Here is an 18,063-nt window from a genome sequence, read left to right on the forward strand (position 1 = left end):
ACAGATGACAAAAGCCTTTCGTCCCGCCCCAATCTGACTCGCCGGTCAAGGAACTAATAAGTCGACATAACACTGTCATGCGGGGCGAATAGCTTACCTTGACAAGCCACAACTACTACACCAAAAATGTACAACTTCTTGAACACGGATGATGGCTCACTAGTATCAATGAGTCCATGTTAACCAAGAAATGTGCGCGAGTTCACAAACAACTAGTGCATTAATTGCCTGACTGTCCTGCAGGCTGATAGGGAGATCGAACCAGGTGGATGTACCGATGTTGCTCGCCGCTATTTCAGCAACTTCGCCTTGTGGCGAAGACCTGGAATATGACGCGGAATTCTTGCACTTGGAGCGGGCCGCACAAGGCCAGCCCGAGCGCAGCATGGGCGACTCGATCCTGCCGGCCGAGCCGCCGGACTGGCGCAGCGTCCAGCAACAGAGCCTGGACTTGCTGGCCCGCAGCAAAGACCTGCGCATCACCCATTTCCTCCTGCAAAGTACCCTGGCCCTTGAAGGCCTGCCGGGCCTGGCCACCAGCCTCGACCTGATCAACGGTTTGCTCCGTGATTACTGGGCCGAGCTGCACCCGCGCCTGGACGCCGACGACGACAACGATCCCACGGTGCGGATCAATGCCCTGGCCGGCCTGGCAGCAGACTCCACTATCGGCCTGTTGCGCGAAGCCATCCTCACCCGTTCCCGGACCTTCGGCCCGGTGAGCGTGCGCGCGGCGCTGAACGCCGCCGGCCTGCAGCACTTCTCGGGCGAAAGCCTGGGTTCCGATCACTTGGCCGGGGCCCTGCAAGACAGCGACCCAGAGCACCTGGAAGCCATTCGCCACGCCTTGAGCAGCGCTCGCTCGGCGGCCGAATCCATCGAAAAGCAAGTCAGCGAACAAGTGGGTTCCGCCAGCGGCGTTGACCTCAGCGCCCTCAAGCAGCCCCTACGCCTGGCGCTGCAGGTGCTGGGCCAGCACGCCCCGCAAACCAGTGAAAGCCCGACCGATGAGCCCGCCGAAGCCCCCGCGAACGAGGCCGGCAACGCGCCCGTGGCGCCAGCCGCAACGCGGATTTCCGGCGAGATCAACAGCCGTGAGGACGTGCTGCGCAGCCTCGACCGGCTGCTGGCCTACTACAGCCGTCACGAGCCTTCGAGCCCGCTGCCGGTGCTGCTCAACCGAGCCAAGAATCTGGTCAACGCCGATTTCGCGGCCATCGTGCGCAATCTGATCCCCGATGGCATGTCCCAATTTGAAAACCTGCGCGGCCCCGAATCCGACTAACCCCGGTACGGCCGAACAGCATCGTCAGCGGCAATCACCGACCGACGCCAACACCGTCGCAACAGCGACCAGGAGCACAACGTGGCGAAGCAAAGTTCTCAAAAGTTCATCGCGCGCAACCGCGCGCCCCGGGTGCAGATCGAGTACGACGTCGAACTCTACGGCGCCGAGAAAAAGGTCCAGCTGCCCTTCGTCATGGGCGTGATGGCTGACCTGGCCGGCAAGCCCGTCGAGCCCCTGGCGGCGGTGGCCGATCGCAAGTTCCTGGAAATCGACGTCGACAACTTCGACTCGCGCCTCAAGGCCATGCAGCCACGGGTCGCGTTCCACGTGCCCAACGAACTGACCGGCGAAGGCAACCTGAGCCTGGACATCACCTTCGAGAGCATGGACGACTTCAGCCCCGCCGCGGTGGCGCGCAAGGTCGACTCCCTGAACCAGCTGCTGGAGGCCCGTACCCAACTGGCCAACCTGCTGACCTACATGGACGGCAAGACCGGCGCTGAAGAAATCATCATGAAAGCCATCAAGGATCCGGCGTTGCTCCAGGCCCTGGCGAGTGCGCCAAAACCTGTGGACTCCGAGCCGAACGCGTAAATCAGGACCAACGATCATGACCGAATTGATGCGTGACAATCAGGCCCAACCCGGCGCCACCGAGCAGGCCAGCGAATTCGCTTCGCTGCTGCTGCAGGAATTCAAACCCAAGACCGAGCGCGCTCGCGAAGCCGTGGAAACCGCCGTGCGGACCCTGGCCGAACAGGCCCTGGCACAGACCGACCTGGTGTCCAACGACGCCATCAAGTCGATCGAATCGATCATCGCCGCCATCGACGCCAAACTCACCGCCCAGGTCAACCAGGTGATCCATCACCCGGAATTCCAGAAACTGGAAAGCGCCTGGCGTGGCCTGCACTACCTGGTCAACAACACCGAGAGCGATGAGCAGCTGAAGATCCGCGTGCTCAACATCTCCAAGCCGGAGCTGCACAAGACCCTGAAGAAATTCAAGGGCACGGCCTGGGACCAGAGCCCGCTGTTCAAGAAGATGTACGAAGAGGAATACGGCCAGTTCGGCGGCGAGCCTTACGGCTGCCTGGTGGGCGACTACTACTTCGACCAGTCGCCACCGGATGTCGAGCTCTTGGGCGAGCTGTCGAAAGTCTGCGCCGCCATGCACTCCCCGTTCATCGCCGCGGCTTCGCCGACCGTGATGGGCATGGGTTCGTGGCAGGAACTGTCCAACCCGCGCGATCTGACCAAGATCTTCACCACCCCGGAATACGCCGGCTGGCGTTCGCTGCGTGAGTCGGAAGACTCGCGCTACATCGGCCTGACCATGCCGCGCTTCCTGGCGCGCCTGCCGTACGGCGCCAAGACCGACCCGGTGGAAGCCTTCGCCTTCGAAGAAAACACCGACGGCGCCGACAGTTCCAAGTACACCTGGGCCAACGCCGCCTACGCCATGGCGGTGAACATCAACCGCTCGTTCAAGCATTTCGGCTGGTGCTCGCGGATTCGCGGCGTGGAATCGGGTGGCGAGGTGGAAAACCTCCCGGCCCACACCTTCCCCACCGACGACGGTGGCGTGGACATGAAGTGCCCGACCGAGATCGCCATCTCCGACCGCCGTGAAGCGGAACTGGCGAAGAACGGCTTCATGCCGCTGCTGCACAAGAAGAACACCGACTTCGCCGCCTTCATCGGCGCCCAGTCGCTGCAGAAGCCCGCCGAGTACGACGACCCGGACGCCACCGCCAACGCCAACCTGGCCGCGCGCCTGCCGTACCTGTTCGCCACCTGCCGCTTCGCCCATTACCTGAAGTGCATCGTGCGCGACAAGATCGGCTCCTTCAAAGAGAAGGACGAGATGCAGCGCTGGTTGCAGGACTGGATCCTCAACTACGTCGACGGTGATCCGGCGCACTCCACCGAAACCACCAAGGCCCAGCACCCACTGGCCGCGGCGGAAGTGGTGGTCGAGGAAGTCGAAGGCAACCCGGGCTACTACAACTCGAAGTTCTTCCTGCGCCCGCACTACCAGCTCGAAGGGCTGACCGTGTCGTTGCGCCTGGTATCCAAACTGCCGTCCGCCAAGGGCGCCTGACCCATAACCGACTCAAATCTGTCGCCGCCGCCACAAGCCGCGCAAGGCCCCCAGGGCCTCGCGCAGCGGCGCCAGACGCTGAATCAACATCGTGGCAAGTGCCACACAGGGAGAAAACATGGCTGTTGATATTTTCATCAAGATCGGTGACATCAAGGGCGAGTCCATGGACAAAGCCCACAAAGACGAAATCGACGTGCTGAACTGGAGCTGGGGCATGTCCCAGTCCGGCAACATGCACGTGGGTGGCGGCGGCGGTGCGGGCAAGGTGAACATCCAGGACCTGTCGCTGACCAAGTACGTCGACAAGGCCTCGCCGAACCTGATGATGCATTGCTCCAGCGGCAAGCACATCGACAAGGTGCGCCTGACCGTGCGCAAGGCCGGCGGCGAAAGCCAGGTCGAGTACATGATCATCGACCTGGAAGAAGTGCTGATCACGTCCCTGAGCACCGGCGGCTCGGGCAGCGATGACCGCCTGACCGAAAACATCACCCTGAACTTCGCTCAGGTGATGGTCGAGTACCAGCCGCAGAAAGCCGACGGCACCAAGGACGGCGGCCCGATCAAGTACGGCTGGAACATCCGCTCGAACACCAAGCGCTGATCCGCTGCGGTCGCGCCGCGGCGGCGAAAGATCCGGGCCATGCTGCATGCATGGCCCGGGTTGCGAGGACGTTGTCCTCGTTCGCAGCCTGCGGCAGCGGCTACAGGGGTGTGCGCCTGTGCCCCTTTTCGTGACGTCATGCCTGCGCAATCCGATCCTGGAGCGAACCCTTTGGTAACCGACATCGCCGCCCGCGATCGCTTGCAACCCTCTTTGCTGGATCGTCTGACCGACGATGAGCCCGGCAACCTGAAAGAAAGCCCGGACAAGCGCGTGCTGTCCCTGAGCCAGCTCAAGGCCTCGGTACTGCGCGACCTGGCATGGCTGCTCAACACCACTTCCCTGCTGGAAGCCGATGCCACCCTGCACACCCCCGCCGGTACGTCGGTGGTCAACTACGGCTTGCCGGCCCTGGCCGGGTACAGCGCGTCGAGCATCGATATTCCGGCCCTGGAAAGCCTGATCCACCAGGCCATCGCCACCTTTGAACCACGCATCCTGCGCAGCACCTTGCGGGTTCGCGCGCGCACCGCGCCCGGCGAGATGAACCACAACGCCCTGAGCTTCGAGATCGAGGGCGATCTGTGGGCCCAGCCGATGCCCCTGCGCCTGCTGCTGCAAACCGACATGGACCTGGAATCCGGGCATGTCCGGGTGGTGCAAGCCGACTCCCGGAGGCGCTCATGAATCCGCGCCTGTTGGAGCTGTACAACCAGGAACTGCACCACGTGCGCGAAAGCGCCGCGGAGTTCGCCAAGGAATACCCGAAGATCGCCAGCCGCCTGACCCTGTCGGGCATGGACTGCGCCGACCCTTATGTCGAGCGCCTGCTGGAAGGCTTCGCCTATCTGACGGCCCGGGTGCAGTTGAAGCTCGATGCCGAGTACCCGACCTTCACCCACAACCTGCTGGAGATCGCCTACCCGCACTACCTGGCGCCGACCCCGTCGATGACCGTGGTGCAGTTGCAGGCCGATCCCGATGAAGGCTCCCTGAGCAGCGGCTTCACCCTGGAGCGCGACACCAGCCTGCGGGCCGCCCTGAGCCGCGACACCCAGACCTGCTGCGAGTACCGCACCGCTCACGCGGTGACGCTGTGGCCGCTGCAAGTCAGCCAGGCCGAATACTTCGGCAACCCGGCAGCGGTGCTCGGACGCCTGGCCGCCAACGAGCCCAAGGCCAAGGCCGGGCTGCGCCTGACCCTGCGCACCGGTGCCGAACTGCCGTTCAACAGCCTGGCCCTGGAGCAGTTGCCGCTGTACCTGAACGGCAACGACGAGCTGCCGTTCCGCCTCTACGAACAGTTGCTGGGCAACGCCTGTGCGGTGTTCGCCCGGGCTCCGGGCAGCGACTGGGTCGAGCGCCTGCCACTGGACGCCCTGCGCTCCCGTGGCTTCGACGACCGCGACGCGGCCCTGCCAGTGGTGCCCCAGGCCTTCCAGGGCTATCGCCTGCTGCAGGAATACTTCGCCCTGCCCAACCGCTTCCTGTTCGTCGAGTTCGCCCAGCTGGGCCGTGCGGTACAACGCTGCGCCGGCCAGGAGCTGGAGCTGATCGTACTCTTCGAGCGCTTCGACCAGAGCCTGGAAGGCAGCGTCGGCACCGCCCAGTTCGTGCCCTTCTGCACCCCGGCGATCAACTTGTTTCCCAAGCGCCTGGACCGCATCCACCTGTCCGACCGGGTCAACGAACACCATGTGATCGCCGACCGCACCCGACCCATGGATTTCGAAGTGCACTCGCTGACCGCCATCAGTGGCCACGGCACCGGGCCGGAGCAGCCATTCCTGCCGTTCTACGCGGTGCGTGACCCGTCCCGCTACGGCCGCGACCAGGCTTACTACATCGTCCGCCGCGAACCCCGGGTGCTGTCCAGCGACCAGCGCCGCAACGGCCCGCGCTCCACTTACATCGGCAGTGAGTCCTTCGTCAGCCTGGTGGACAGCCAGCAGGCGCCCTACCGCCATGACTTGCGCCAGCTCGGGGTTAGCGCCCTGTGCACCAACCGCGACCTGCCGCTGTTCATGAACACCGGCAACGCCAAGACCGACTTCACCCTGGCCGACAGCGCCCCGGTGCAGGCCATCCGCTGCCTGGCCGGCCCCAGCCGACCACGCCCCAGCCACGCCCATGACGGCAAGGCCTGGCGCCTGATCAGCCAGCTGTCGCTGAACTACCTGTCCCTGAGCGAACAGGGCCAGGGCGCAGCGGCCCTGCGCGAGCTGTTACGGCTGTATGGCGACAGCAACGACGCGGCCCTGCAATTGCAGATCGAGGGCCTGCGGGACGTCAGCAGCAAGGCGGTGACACGGCGCCTGCCGATGCCTGGGCCGATCGTCTTCGGCCGGGGCCTGGAGATCACCCTGCAATTCGATGAAAACGCGTTTCGCGGCACCGGGGTGTTCCTGCTCGGCGCGGTCTTCGAGCGCTTCCTGGCACGTTACGTGTCGATCAACAGTTTTACCGAGACGGTGATCCGTACCACCGAACGCGGCGAGATCATGCGATGGAAAGCCAAGCCCGGACGTCGTCCGACTCTTTGAATACGCTGACGGCGATGCACGCCGAGCCCTGGGAGTACGACTTCTTCCAGGCCCTGCGGCGTATCGAATGCCTGTCGCCGCAACTGCCGCGCTTCGGTCACTCCCTGCGCCTGGCGGACGATCCGCTGCGCCTGGGCCAGCAGGCCGATTGCACCTTCGCCCCCTCGACCCTGGCTTCGGTCACCCCGGGCAGCGACGGCGCGGCCACGCGCCTGGAGCAGTTCTTCTTCGGCCTGGGCGGCCCCAACGGCCCCCTGCCGCTGCACATCACCGAGTACGTGCGCGAACGCCAGCGCAACAACGCCGACAGCACCAGCAAGCGCTTTCTCGATGTGTTCCACCATCGCCTGCTGAGCCTGTTCTACCGGGCCTGGGCCGAAGCCCGGCCGACGGTGAGCCACGACCGCCCGGACGACGACTACTGGTCCGCGCGGCTGGCGGCCCTGAGTGGCCGGGGCATGCCCAGCCTGCTCAAGCAGGGGCTGATTCCCGACACCGCCAAGCTGCACTACAGCGGCCACCTGGCGGCCCAAACCCGCTACCCGGACGGCCTGCGCGCCATCATCGGCGAGTACTTCGGCCTGCCGGTGGCGATCGAGGAATACGTCGGCCAGTGGCTGGAGCTGCCGGAGCGCAGCCGGGTCGGGGTGCAGTCCCATCAGCTGGGGGTGGACTTCTGCCTGGGCAGCCACGTCTGGGACCGCCAGCACAAATTCCGCATTCGCCTGGGTCCGCTGAAGCTAGAGGACTACCAGGGGATGCTGCCCGACGGCCAGCCGTTCAAGGAACTGGTGGCCTGGGTCGCCGAATACCTGGGCTTCGAGCTGGACTGGGACCTGAACCTGGTCCTGCTCAAGGACGAAGTACCCAAGCTGCAACTCAACGGCCGCCAGCGCCTGGGTTTCAACACCTGGCTCGGTCAACCCGGCAGTGATGCCAAGGATCTAATACTGGCCCGGCACTACGCCGACCTGGCCACTACCTCACGTACACCAAGGAGCACAGAGCATGGGTGAAATCAGTCGCGCGGCGCTGTTCGGCAAACTCAACAGCGTTGCCTACAAAGCCATCGAAGCCGCCACGGTCTTCTGCAAATTGCGGGGCAATCCCTATGTGGAACTGGCCCACTGGCTGCACCAGTTGCTGCAACTTGCGGACTCGGACCTGCACCGCATCATCCGCCAGTTCAACCTGGAGCCGGCGCGCCTGGCCAAGGACCTGACCGAAGCCCTGGATCGCCTGCCCCGGGGCTCGACTTCGATCACCGACCTGTCGTCCCACGTCGAGGAAGCGGTGGAACGTGGCTGGGTCTACGGCAGCCTGATGTTCGGCGAAAGCCAGGTGCGCACCGGCTACCTGGTGATCGGCATCCTCAAGACGCCAAGCCTGCGCCACGCGCTGCTGGGGCTGTCCCGGGAGTTCGACAAGATCAAGATCGAGGCCCTGTGCGAGCGCTTTGACGAGTACATCGGCGACTCGCCGGAAAACGCCCTGAGCGCCAGCGACGGTTTCACTGCCGGCGCGGTGCCGGGCGAAGCCAGCGGCGCCATGGCCCCCAGCGCCCTGGGCAAGCAGGAAGCCCTCAAGCGCTTCACCGTCGACCTCACCGAGCAGGCCCGTAGCGGCAAGCTCGACCCCATCGTCGGCCGTGACGAAGAGATTCGCCAACTGGTGGACATCCTCATGCGCCGCCGCCAGAACAACCCGATCCTCACCGGCGAAGCCGGGGTCGGCAAGACCGCGGTGGTGGAAGGTTTCGCCCTGCGCATCGTCGCCGGCGACGTGCCGCCGGCGCTCAAGGACGTCGAACTGCGCAGCCTGGATGTCGGCCTGCTGCAGGCCGGTGCCAGCATGAAGGGCGAGTTCGAACAGCGCCTGCGCCAGGTCATCGAAGACGTCCAGGCCTCGCCCAAGCCGATCATCCTGTTCATCGACGAAGCCCACACCCTGGTGGGCGCCGGTGGCGCCGCCGGCACCGGCGATGCGGCCAACCTGCTGAAACCGGCCCTGGCCCGCGGCACCCTGCGTACCGTGGCCGCCACCACCTGGGCCGAGTACAAGAAGCACATCGAGAAAGACCCGGCCCTGACCCGGCGCTTCCAGGTGGTGCAAGTGGCCGAGCCGTCGGAAGACAAGGCGCTGCTGATGATGCGCGGCGTGGCCTCGACCATGGAGCAGCACCATCAGGTGCAGATCCTCGACGAGGCCCTGGAAGCCTCGGTCAAGCTGTCCCATCGCTACATCCCAGCGCGCCAGTTGCCGGACAAATCCGTCAGCCTGCTGGACACCGCGTGTGCCCGCGTCGCCATCAGCCTGCACGCCGTGCCGGCCGAGGTGGACGATAGCCGCCGGCGCATCGAGGCCCTGGAAACCGAGCTGCAGATCATCGCCCGGGAACAGGCGATCGGCGTGGCCATCGGCAACCGCCAGGTCAACAGCGAAAACCTCCTGGCCGCCGAGCGCGAGCGCCTGGCCGAGCTGGAAAGCCGCTGGACGCAAGAGAAGACCCTGGTGGACGAACTGCTGGCGACCCGCGCCCAACTGCGGGAAAACGTCGGCCTGGTGGACAGCGACGTTGGCGACGCAAGCCACGGCCTGCGGGAAAAGCTGCTGGACCTGCAACAGCGCCTGACGGCCCTGCAAGGCGAAACCCCGTTGATCCTGCCGACCGTGGATTACCAGGCGGTGGCCTCGGTGGTCGCCGACTGGACCGGGATTCCCGTGGGCCGCATGGCCCGCAACGAACTGGAAACCGTGCTCAACCTCGACCAGCACCTGAAGAAACGCATCATCGGCCAGGACCACGCCCTGCAGATGATCGCCAAGCGCATCCAGACCTCCCGCGCCGGCCTCGACAACCCCAACAAGCCGATTGGCGTATTCATGCTGGCGGGCACCTCCGGGGTGGGCAAGACCGAAACCGCCCTGGCCCTGGCCGAAGCCATGTACGGCGGTGAGCAGAACGTCATCACCATCAACATGAGCGAGTTCCAGGAAGCCCACACCGTGTCCACCCTCAAGGGTGCCCCGCCGGGCTACGTCGGCTACGGCGAAGGCGGCGTGCTCACCGAAGCGGTGCGGCGCAAGCCGTACAGCGTGGTGCTGCTGGACGAAGTGGAAAAGGCTCACCCGGACGTGCACGAGATCTTCTTCCAGGTGTTCGACAAGGGCGTCATGGAAGACGGCGAAGGCCGCATGATCGACTTCAAGAACACCCTGATCCTGCTCACCACCAACGCCGGCACCGAGCTGATCGCCAACGTCTGCAAGAACCCGCAGACCCTGCCCGAGCCGGAAGAGATCGCCAAGGCCCTGCGCCAGCCATTGCTGGAGATCTTCCCGCCGGCGCTGCTGGGGCGCCTGGTGACCATCCCCTACTACCCACTGAGCGACGACATGCTCAAGGCGATCACCCGCCTGCAACTGGGACGGATCAAGAAGCGCGTGGAAAGCACCCACAAGGTGGATTTCGATTTCGACGACGAGGTCATCGACCTGATCGTTTCCCGTTGCACCGAGACCGAGAGTGGTGGCCGCATGATCGACGCCATCCTGACCAACAGCCTGCTGCCGGACATGAGCCGCGAGTTCCTCACCCGCATGCTCGAAGGCCGCGCGCTGGCCGGGGTGCGCATTCGCCAGCGGGACAACGAATTGCACTACGACTTCAGCGAGCCGGCCTGACCCCGGGTTCCCTGTAGCCGCTGCCGCACAGGCTGCGAACGAGCTGGTCGGCACTCCGCCGCAGCGGTCGCGCGCTTGAGGGCCAGAGAAGGCCCTTCGGGCCTTGTCGCAGCCTTCGGCAGCGGCTACAGGGAGCGCGCCGGACGCCGTGTTCAGGCACACCACGCATTCAACGAGACTGACGATGCTATTTCAGCAATCCACACGACTGGCACAGGTCAATTGCCCACTGGGACCGGACGTCCTGCTGCTCAACAGCATGGGCGGCGGCGAAGAGCTGGGGCGCTTGTTCGATTACCAGCTGCAGCTGACTTCCAGCGACGCCAACATCGACCTCAACCAGTTGCTGGGCAAACCCATGGGCCTGAGCGTGCAGTTGGACGACGGCAGCCAGCGCTATTTCCACGGCATCGTGGCCCGCTGCAGCCAGAACGTCGACAGCGGCCAGTTCGCCAGCTACCAGGTGACCCTGCGCCCCTGGCTGTGGCTGCTCAGCCGCACCTCCGACTGCCGGATTTTCCAGAACCTGAGCATCCCGCAGATCATCAAGCAGGTGTTTCGCGACCTGGGCTTTTCCGATTTCGAAGACGCCCTGAGCCGTCCCTATCGGGAATGGGAATACTGCGTGCAGTACCGCGAGACCAGCTTCGACTTCGTCAGCCGGCTGATGGAACAGGAAGGCATCTACTACTTCTTCCGCCACGAGAAGGACCGCCACGTGCTGGTGCTGGCTGACGCCTACGGTGCCCACAGCAGCGTGCCCGGCTACGCCTCGGTGCCCTACTACCCCCGGGACGAGCAACAGCGCGAGCGCGACCACATCTTCGACTGGCACCTGGCCCAGGAAGTCCAGCCCGGCTCCCTTGAGCTCAACGACTACGACTTCCAGCGCCCCAGCGCACGGATCGACGTGCGCTCGGCCATGCCGCGCCCCCACAGCGCCGGCGACTACCCGCTTTACGATTACCCCGGCACCTACGTGCAGAGCAGCGACGGCGAGCACTACGCGCAGACCCGCATCGAAGCCCTGCAAAGCCTGCACGAGCGCATCGAACTGAGCGGCAATGCCCGTGGCCTGGGGGTGGGCAACCTGTTCAACCTCACCGGCTTCAGCCGCCAGGACCAGAACCGCGAATACCTGATCGTCGGCATCCACTACTACGTGGTCCAGGAGAGCCTGGAGACCGGCGGCAGCGGCGGCTCGGCACAGTTCGAAAGCCACCTGACCTGCATCGACGCCCAGCAGAGCTTCCGCCCCCTGGCCAAGACCCAGCGACCCATCGTCCAAGGCCCGCAGACCGCGCGGGTAGTGGGCCCGGCCGGGGAAGAGATCTGGACCGACCAATATGGCCGGGTCAAGGTGCACTTCCATTGGGACCGCCACGACCAGTCCAACGAGAACAGCTCGTGCTGGATTCGCGTGTCCCAGGCCTGGGCCGGCAAGAACTGGGGCTCGATGCAGATCCCGCGCATCGGCCAGGAGGTGATCGTCAGCTTCCTCGAAGGCGACCCCGACCGCCCGATCATCACCGGCCGGGTGTACAACGCCGAGCAGACCGTGCCCTACGACCTGCCGGCCAACGCCACCCAGAGCGGGATGAAGAGTCGTTCGAGCAAGGGCGGCAGCCCGGCCAACTTCAACGAAATCCGCATGGAAGACAAAAAGGGTGCCGAACAGCTGTACATCCACGCCGAGCGCAACCAGGACATCGTGGTCGAGGTCAACGAAAGCCACTCGGTGGGCAATGACCGGGTCAAGAGCATTGGCCGCGACGAGACCGTGACCATCGGCTCTGCCCGCCTGCGCGCGGTGAAGGAGCTCGACGTGCTGGTGGTCGGTGGCAAAAAGACCGACAGCATCAGCCAGAGCTACATCATCGAAGTGGGCGAGAACCTGCGCCTGGTCTGCGGCGAAAGCGTGCTGGAGTTGAACGCCAGCGGCCAGATCAACCTCAGCGGCAAGCAGATCAGCTTCTATGCCTCGGGCGATGCCGAATTCAATACCGGCGGCGTGCTGCACCTGAACAACGGCGGCAGCGCCGGCGCGACCCCTGAAGGCCAGGGCGTCAAAGGCAGCATCGATGCCAGCGTCGACGCCATGTTTCCCAAGCCCCAGGGCACCCCCTAACCAGAGCCCAGCGCCATGACTTATCGCATCAATGAATTTCAGTTCGCCTTGCCGCCCAGCGAGCTGCTGGACGCATCGATCAACATCCTCAAGTTCCCGGAGCTGGGCACCTCGCTGATCGTCAGCCGCAGCCAGCTGGCCGAGGGTGAAACCCTGCAGAGCAGCTTCGACAGCCAGCTCAAGAAACTCGAACAACAGGTTCAGGAGCTGCGCTACCAGCCCGGCGTGGCGATTCGCGTGGGCAGCGCCCAGGAGGTCGACGCTCTGGAGCTGCGCAGCCAGTTCAACAAGGGCACCGAGCAGGTCTTCCAGTACCAACTGGCGCTGGTTCTGCCCGGTACACGCAAGATGCTTGCCCTCAGCTACGTCAAGGCACAACCGCTGAACGATAGCGACGCCGCGCACTGGGCCAGCATCAAGCAATCCCTGAACTTCAACACGCCTTGATGATGAGCCAGCGGCATGTCTGACGCACTTCTGTGGGCCGCACGCCTGGGTGACGGGCTCGAACACAGCTCGATGATGGCGGACATCCTCAGCGGTGTGCTGGAGGTCGCCGCCAACATCGCGATTACCGCCCTGGCCACCGCCGCCGTGGTGGCCGCGACCGGCATCACCGTGGCCACAGGCGGGCTCGGAGCCTGCCTGCTGGGCGCCGTAGTGGGGGTGATCGTCGGGCTGGCGATGAGCAAGACCGGGGCCGACAAAGGCCTGACGAAAATGTGCGACTGGATAGGCAACGCGCTGTTTCCGCCCTCCGTGCAGGCCACCATCCTCAGCGGCTCCACCGATACCCTGACCAATAACATTCCGGCTGCACGGGCCGCCGGTACGGCGCCGCCCCCTGCCCCGCCCTCGGGCACCCCGCAAAGCCCGGAACCCACCAGCGAGTCACCGGGGCCGTCAGAGGCGGAGCCCGGCTTCCTGGACATGGCCAAAGGGTTCTTTTCGCAGATGTGGCGCCCGACCGTCGCCACCCCCGCACCCGGTGCAGAACCCAAGCCGCTGGACCTGGTGACCTGCACCAAGCATCCGCCGATGCCGCCGCAGTTTCTGGCCGAAGGCTCGGAAAAGGTCTCCATCAACGGCCAGCCAGCGGTGCGTAGCGGCGATCGCAGCACCTGCGATGCCAAGGTGGTCTCGGCGGGCATGGTGTCGTCCAACGTGTCCATCGGCGGCGGCTCGGTGGTGGTGCGCGAGATCCGCAGCGGCAAGACCCCGGGGATAGGCCTGGCGATTACCGTGCTGATGATGCTCAAGGGCGGCAAGGGCAACTTCAAGGCCAACCTGCCCTGCATGTTGCTGGCGGGGGTCAATTCGTTTGTGGTCAGCCAGGCCATGGGCGCCCTGACCAATGCCGCGGTGGGCTCGCCGAACCCGGTGCATGCGGCGACCGGGGCCAAGGTCCTGGGCGGCGTCGCGGACATGGACTTTGTCTTGCCGGGCCTCTTGCCCATCGACTGGCAGCGCTTCTACAACAGCCTCGATCAGCGGCGCGACGGGCTGTTCGGTAACGGTTGGAGCGTGCCGTACGAAATCAGCGTGTTGATCGAACCTCACCCCGAGGGCGGCGAACATCTGGTGTACCTCGATGAGCAGGGCCGGCGCATCGATATGGGCTCGATCCCCCTGGGCGCCGCCGCCTTCAGCCCAGGCGAAGGGCTGAGTGTCAGGCGCAACGGCAACGGTCAGTTGCTGATCGAGAGCAACAACGGCTTGTACCGTCTGTTTGAACCCGATCCCGTGCAAGGCTCGCGGCTGCGCCTGAGCCAGTTCGGCGACCGCAACGACAACCGCATTTACCTCGACTATGACCCAGCCGGGTTGTTGATCCGCCTGCGCGACACCTTCGACCTGGTTCAGGTCGAACTGATCTACAGCGCGCAATGGCCCCGCCGGGTCCAACAGATAGAGCGCCTGTACCCGGACCAGCAGCGGGAAATCCTCGCCCTTTACGCTTATGACGCCCATGGCGATCTGGCTCAGGTACAGGACGCCAGCCAGCACGTACAGCGGCGCTTTGCCTACGAGGATGGGCGCATGGTGGAACACCAGCTGCCGAGCGGACTGCGCTGCTTCTATCAGTGGGCGCAGATCGACGACATCGAATGGCGCGTGGTCCGGCACTGGACCGACAGCGGCGAGGAATACCGCTTTGACTATGACTTGCAGGCGGGCATCACCCGGATAGAGGACGGCCTGCAACGCCAGAGCATCCGGCACTGGGACCAACAGCATCAAATCACCGGGTACACCGACAACCTGGGGCAGACCTGGCAGTTCCAGTGGAATGACGAACGTCAGTTACTGGGTGCAACGGACCCACAGGGCGGGCAATTCCAGCTCAGCTACGACGAAGCCGGCAACCTCAGCGAGACCCTTGATCCCCTGGGCAGACGCGAGTCGACCCTGTGGCTGGAGCATTGGTCGCTGCCGCGGATCGAAACCGACGCCGCCGGCAACAGCTGGACCTACGACTACGATCCACGGGGCAATTGCATCCGTGAAACCGATCCTCTGGGCCATGCCACCCACTATCGCTATGACAGCCAGGGGCGGATGGTCGAGATCACCGATGCCAGCGCAAAGACCAAGCGTCTGCAGTGGAACGACCTGGGGCAGTTGCTGCGATTCACCGATTGCTCCGGCTACCCGACCCACTTCAGCTACGACCGCCGCGGCTACCTGCAGGCCATCACCGATGCCATGGGCGAACAGACGGTCTTCCAGCACGACGCCCGTGGGCGCCTGCTGCGCAACCAGCTCGCGGACGGCCGCGTCGAGCAGTTCCTGCGTGACCACAGCGGCCAGCTGACCGGTTACATCGATCCGGCCGGGCACGCCACCCACTATCAGTACGATCGACAGGGCCAGCTTCAGGTTCGCATCGATGCCCATGGGCGCCGGGTGCAGTTCAGTCATGACGCCTACGGCCGCCTTCAGGCGCTGCAAAACGAAAACGCTGAAAGCTACCGGTTTGCCTGGGATGCCGGGGATCGCCTGATCCGGCAACAGGACCTCAATGGCAGCGTGCAGCAGTACCACTATGACGTGCTGGATAACGTGGTTGGCGTGGAGTACCTGGCCGCCCCCTCGGGCAGTGCGCAACCGCCGAGTATCGTCCATCGCCTGGAACGCGATGCGGTGGGCCGGATTCTCGCCAAGGTCACCGCCGACGGCTTGACCGAGTATCAGCATGATCCGTTGGATCAACTGACACGGGTGGTCTTTACCGGCCAGAACCAGCAGTCGCAAACCCTGTCCTTCGCCTATGACGCCCTCGGCCAACTGCTGGAAGAGCAGAGCGCGGACGGATGTTTGCAGCATCACTACGACGAGCTGGGCAACCTGTGCCAGAGCCAGTTGCCTGATGGGCGCTGGATCAACCGCCTGTACTACGGTAGCGGTCACCTGCACCAGATCAATGTGGACGGCCAGGTGGTCAGCGACTTCGAACGCGATCGCCTGCACCGCGAAGTGCTGCGGACCCAGGGCCAGCTCACGACCCTCAGCGAATATGATCGCGCCGGACGCTTGCGCTCGCGCCTGCAACGTCCGACCCGGCAGCCCGCGGCGCTGCCGGCGCCGGTGCGCAAGCACTTTGAGTATGACCCTGCCGACAATCTCATCGGCCGGCTCGAACAGCGCCCACGCGGCGGGCAACACCAGCTGTATCACTACGATGCGAGCGAACGCATCATCGCCAGCCAGGACAACCTCCTGGGCCAGACCGAAACCTTTGCCTACGACGCTGCCGCCAACCTGCTGGATGGCCAATCGGCCGCGTCCGGACCGGTGCTGCACAACCAGCAGCGCGTGTTTCAGGACAAGCACTTCCGTTATGACGGCTTTGGCCGGCTGATCGAGAAACGCAGCGCCAGCCACCTGATCCAGCACTTCAGCTACGACGCGGAACATCGGCTGATAGAGGTGTGCAATCAGGCCGGTCAGCGGGAAACAAGGGTAAGGATGAGCTACGACCCCTTGGGTCGCCGCATCCAGAAAACCGAACATGACGCTCAGGGCTATCTGCTGGGCGAAACCCGCTTCGCCTGGGATGGCCTGCGCTTGCTGCAAGAGCAGCGCAACAGCACCACCAGCCTCTATCTGTATGTCGACGATGGCTTCGAGGTGCTGGCCCGGATCGATGGCAAGGGCGCCCTGCAGAAGGTCCGGCACTATCACAACGACCTCAATGGCCTGCCGCTACAACTGACGGAAGCCGATGGGCACAGCGTCTGGCAGGCCCGTTACCGGGTCTGGGGGAACATTGCCGAGGAAGAGCGCGAGCCCTATTACCTCGAGGAACAGAACCTGCGTTTTCAAGGTCAGTACCATGACCGCGAGACTGGGCTGTACTACAACACGTTCCGTTTCTACGACCCGGACATCGGCCGCTACATCAGCCCCGACCCCATCGGGCTCGAAGGCGGCCTGAACCTCTACACCTACGGCCCCAACCCGCTGACGTATTTTGATCCGCTGGGCTGGACAGGCACCTACATCTTCACCAATGGCAAGATCTCTTACATCGGCAAGGGACCGGTGACCCGCATGAACAGCTCGATGCTCGCCCGCATCAAGGGCAAAGCCAATGCTACGCAGTTTGCCCATTTGGACTTCGGCGACAGCAAGATGGGCTTCATGGTGGAACATCGTCTGATGCAGAAGTACAACGCGCGCAACTCGGCGAAGTTCGCCAACAGCCCGAATCTCAACTCGCCGGGCAAAAAGTATTACGAAGCTGCGGATGCCAAGACCCAGCGCAAAGTGAACAGGCTGGTCACGAAGTTGGACAACAAGTTCAAGAAATCCGGATCATGTGGGGGTAAGTAATGAAGAATTTCAGCTACAACGAAGACATAGACGCACTGGAAATACCGGTCCAACAGTTCGCCGCAGGTATCGAATACGCCAGCAAGAAGGGCTACGCCAACCTGCGGGTCATGGGCTCTGCCAAAGCGGCCAAGGGTGCGCCGCTGGACTTGAGTGCGCTGAGTGGGCACAGCAGCGTGAAATCGCTGGATCTGTCGGATGACATCGACCTGAAGCAGGTGGATTTGAGCCCGCTGTACTCGTTGCCGCAGCTGACGTTGCTGTCGATCCCCTACCTGCAGGGGCGTATCGACTTCTCGCAACTGCCCAGCCTTCAGACGCTGTACATCACCGGCGCCGACGAGGCGCTGGAACCCCTGGAGCTGCCACGGCTCAAGCACCTGCTGCTGGTAGCGGTGAAGAATCAGGATTGCGAGTTTCTCTCGAAGCTCACCGCCCTGGAGGAACTGCGCATCAGCGGCGGCGGCATCGAGCGGCTGGCCGGCATCGAGCGGCTGGACAAGCTGGCGTCGATTCAAATCCAGCACAGCCCGAAGATGCTCGATATCAGCACCATCAACGCGCTCAAGAGCCTGAAAGCCCTGCACATCGAAAAATGCAGCCAGCTACGGGACTACGGGTTCCTGGCGCAAAACAACACCCTTGAGGACGTGTTCATTTCCGAGCTCGACTCGGTGTCGTTCGCCCCGGCAATGGAGCGCCTGAGTTCACTGCAATTCTGGGATCTGAAAGACGGCGACATGAGCCCGCTGCTGACCTCCAAGAGCCTGAAAGAGGTCTACTTTCATCCGAAGAAAAAGCACTACAGCCATAGCCTCAAAGAACTCAATGCCGCGTTCGGCCAGTGAGCGGATGCCTGGGCATCTGCCTCGA

The 18,063-nt window shown here is 64.1% G+C and carries 12 protein-coding genes; all 12 read left to right on the forward strand.

Annotated elements, in window-relative coordinates:
* Nucleotides 1-265 precede the first annotated feature (265 nt).
* The 12 genes from tssA to LOY69_RS29705 all read left to right on the forward strand — a co-directional run bounded on the left by tssA (nt 266) and on the right by LOY69_RS29705 (nt 18,038).
* Nucleotides 266-1,285, forward strand: a complete 1,020-nt coding sequence (gene tssA / locus LOY69_RS29650; RefSeq protein ID WP_213664444.1) for a type VI secretion system protein TssA — start codon at nt 266-268, stop codon at nt 1,283-1,285.
* A gap of 81 nt (nt 1,286-1,366) precedes the next feature.
* Nucleotides 1,367-1,882 carry a type VI secretion system contractile sheath small subunit gene (gene tssB, locus LOY69_RS29655; protein ID WP_102881305.1) on the forward strand — a complete coding sequence of 172 codons (516 nt, stop codon included), beginning with the start codon at nt 1,367-1,369 and terminating at the stop codon, nt 1,880-1,882.
* A gap of 16 nt (nt 1,883-1,898) precedes the next feature.
* The gene (tssC, locus tag LOY69_RS29660; protein WP_102862291.1) at nt 1,899-3,392 is read left to right on the forward strand and encodes a type VI secretion system contractile sheath large subunit; all 1,494 of its coding nucleotides are present in this window, start codon (nt 1,899-1,901) and stop codon (nt 3,390-3,392) included.
* 118 nt (nt 3,393-3,510) lie between these two features.
* Nucleotides 3,511-3,999, forward strand: a complete 489-nt coding sequence (locus LOY69_RS29665; protein WP_011064257.1) for an Hcp family type VI secretion system effector — start codon at nt 3,511-3,513, stop codon at nt 3,997-3,999.
* A gap of 171 nt (nt 4,000-4,170) precedes the next feature.
* Nucleotides 4,171-4,686, forward strand: a complete 516-nt coding sequence (gene tssE / locus LOY69_RS29670) for a type VI secretion system baseplate subunit TssE (RefSeq protein ID WP_102862292.1) — start codon at nt 4,171-4,173, stop codon at nt 4,684-4,686.
* Nucleotides 4,683-6,542, forward strand: a complete 1,860-nt coding sequence (gene tssF, locus LOY69_RS29675) for a type VI secretion system baseplate subunit TssF (RefSeq protein WP_110594215.1) — start codon at nt 4,683-4,685, stop codon at nt 6,540-6,542. The genes tssE and tssF overlap by 4 nt, the downstream gene beginning before the upstream one ends.
* Nucleotides 6,506-7,558 (forward strand): type VI secretion system baseplate subunit TssG, encoded by a 1,053-nt coding sequence (gene tssG / locus LOY69_RS29680; protein ID WP_253084099.1) that lies wholly within the window; start codon nt 6,506-6,508, stop codon nt 7,556-7,558. Before tssF ends, tssG begins: the two co-directional genes overlap by 37 nt.
* A complete protein-coding gene (tssH, locus tag LOY69_RS29685; protein WP_110652898.1) occupies nt 7,551-10,226 on the forward strand; it encodes a type VI secretion system ATPase TssH in 2,676 nt (891 codons plus the stop codon). Before tssG ends, tssH begins: the two co-directional genes overlap by 8 nt.
* Before the next feature lie 184 nt (nt 10,227-10,410).
* On the forward strand, nt 10,411-12,354 hold the full coding sequence (locus LOY69_RS29690; RefSeq protein WP_110652897.1) for a type VI secretion system tip protein VgrG: 1,944 nt from the start codon (nt 10,411-10,413) through the stop codon (nt 12,352-12,354).
* A gap of 15 nt (nt 12,355-12,369) precedes the next feature.
* Nucleotides 12,370-12,801, forward strand: coding sequence for a DcrB-related protein (locus LOY69_RS29695; RefSeq protein WP_123390081.1), 432 nt, complete (start codon nt 12,370-12,372; stop codon nt 12,799-12,801).
* 15 nt (nt 12,802-12,816) lie between these two features.
* A complete protein-coding gene (locus LOY69_RS29700) occupies nt 12,817-17,190 on the forward strand; it encodes an RHS repeat-associated core domain-containing protein (protein WP_265073936.1) in 4,374 nt (1,457 codons plus the stop codon).
* Nucleotides 17,190-18,038, forward strand: coding sequence for a hypothetical protein (locus tag LOY69_RS29705; RefSeq protein WP_265073937.1), 849 nt, complete (start codon nt 17,190-17,192; stop codon nt 18,036-18,038). The genes LOY69_RS29700 and LOY69_RS29705 overlap by 1 nt, the downstream gene beginning before the upstream one ends.
* Nucleotides 18,039-18,063: the final 25 nt, after the last annotated feature.

Source organism: Pseudomonas sp. B21-059, assembly GCF_026016285.1.
Classification (GTDB): Bacteria; Pseudomonadota; Gammaproteobacteria; order Pseudomonadales; family Pseudomonadaceae; genus Aquipseudomonas; species Aquipseudomonas danubii.

Excerpts from the sequence above, each read along its gene's own strand:
- tssC (WP_102862291.1), top strand. The coding sequence starts at position 1,899 with ATGACCGAATTGATGCGTGACAATCAGGCCCAACCCGGCGCCACCGAG.
- LOY69_RS29665 (WP_011064257.1), top strand. The coding sequence starts at position 3,511 with ATGGCTGTTGATATTTTCATCAAGATCGGTGACATCAAGGGCGAGTCC.
- tssF (WP_110594215.1), top strand. The coding sequence starts at position 4,683 with ATGAATCCGCGCCTGTTGGAGCTGTACAACCAGGAACTGCACCACGTG.
- tssG (WP_253084099.1), top strand. The coding sequence starts at position 6,506 with ATGGAAAGCCAAGCCCGGACGTCGTCCGACTCTTTGAATACGCTGACG.
- tssH (WP_110652898.1), top strand. The coding sequence starts at position 7,551 with ATGGGTGAAATCAGTCGCGCGGCGCTGTTCGGCAAACTCAACAGCGTT.
- LOY69_RS29690 (WP_110652897.1), top strand. The coding sequence starts at position 10,411 with ATGCTATTTCAGCAATCCACACGACTGGCACAGGTCAATTGCCCACTG.
- LOY69_RS29695 (WP_123390081.1), top strand. The coding sequence starts at position 12,370 with ATGACTTATCGCATCAATGAATTTCAGTTCGCCTTGCCGCCCAGCGAG.
- LOY69_RS29700 (WP_265073936.1), top strand. The coding sequence starts at position 12,817 with ATGTCTGACGCACTTCTGTGGGCCGCACGCCTGGGTGACGGGCTCGAA.
- LOY69_RS29705 (WP_265073937.1), top strand. The coding sequence starts at position 17,190 with ATGAAGAATTTCAGCTACAACGAAGACATAGACGCACTGGAAATACCG.